Source organism: Achromobacter sp. Marseille-Q0513 (assembly GCF_018195695.1).
Taxonomy (GTDB): Bacteria; Pseudomonadota; Gammaproteobacteria; order Burkholderiales; family Burkholderiaceae_B; genus Achromobacter.
Genome location: NZ_JAGTJY010000402.1, coordinates 1 through 826, shown reverse-complemented (window position 1 = coordinate 826; position 826 = coordinate 1). Strand labels below are relative to the sequence as shown.

At 70.1% G+C, this 826-nt stretch carries 1 protein-coding gene and 1 pseudogene; one reads left to right on the top strand and one right to left on the bottom strand.

What is annotated here, in order from left to right:
• Positions 1 to 242: pseudogene (locus tag KDH83_RS30920) on the top strand (ABC transporter ATP-binding protein); the annotation flags it as partial.
• A gap of 43 nt (positions 243 to 285) precedes the next feature.
• On the opposite strand, the gene KDH83_RS30915 reads toward KDH83_RS30920, so the two are convergent.
• Positions 286 to 684 carry an ASCH domain-containing protein gene (locus KDH83_RS30915; protein ID WP_212322889.1) on the bottom strand — a complete coding sequence of 133 codons (399 nt, stop codon included), beginning with the start codon at positions 682 to 684 and terminating at the stop codon, positions 286 to 288.
• Between the last annotated feature and the right edge of the window lie 142 nt (positions 685 to 826).

Sequence of the window (826 nt, the reverse complement as noted above, 5' to 3'; positions counted from 1 at the left end):
GCCTGGCGCCGCGCATCGTGCGCGAGATCTTCCACATCATCGCGCGCCTGCGCGAGACCGGCGTGGCCATCCTGCTGGTCGAGCAGAATGCCCGCGCCGCGCTGCAGGTGGCCGACTACGGCTATGTGCTGGAGACCGGCGAAGTCACGCTGCACGGTCCGGCTCGCGAGCTGGCCGGCGATCCCAAGGTCATCGAGAGCTATCTCGGCCTGGGCAAGGGCGGCGACAAGTCCGAGGGCTGATCGCCCCTGACGCCGCGGCGGCGGGGCCGTCGCGGCGGGCGCTTCAGCGCTCGAATATCTCCACCACGCGGAAGCGCTCGCAGGCGAGCAGCATGTCGGGGCTGTAGCCACCGTTGCGCTCGAAGTACGCGATGTGCCCGTCGCGCCACGCCTCAAAGGGGCCTTCCCCCTCCGCCACCGCGAAGGCTTCATCCACCTGGTCGAAGCGCTGGATCACCACGCTGACCGTCTCGATCACGCAGGCGGGTCGGCCCTGGCCGTCCAGCACCACGTCGCGCCGGCCCGCCGTCGGCACCGGTTCCTTGTCGTCGAAGTCGCGCATCGCGCCGCAGGTGGCGGTCTTGGCGCCGGACAGCACCAGGGCCAGCAGTTCGTCGGCCAGTTCGGGGCTGTCGCCGAACTGGAAGGTGACGGCGTTCTCGTAGGGGGCGGGCGGTTTCATGCGGGGGGATTCCAATCCAGTATCAGTTCCTGGCCCATGGCGGGGTCCGAGGTCGAGGGCTTGCCGGTTTCCATGCGTCCGGCCAGGCGACGCAGGAACGTGGCGGCGGGCGTGTCCGTCAGCGTGACGGCGCAGTCGTACC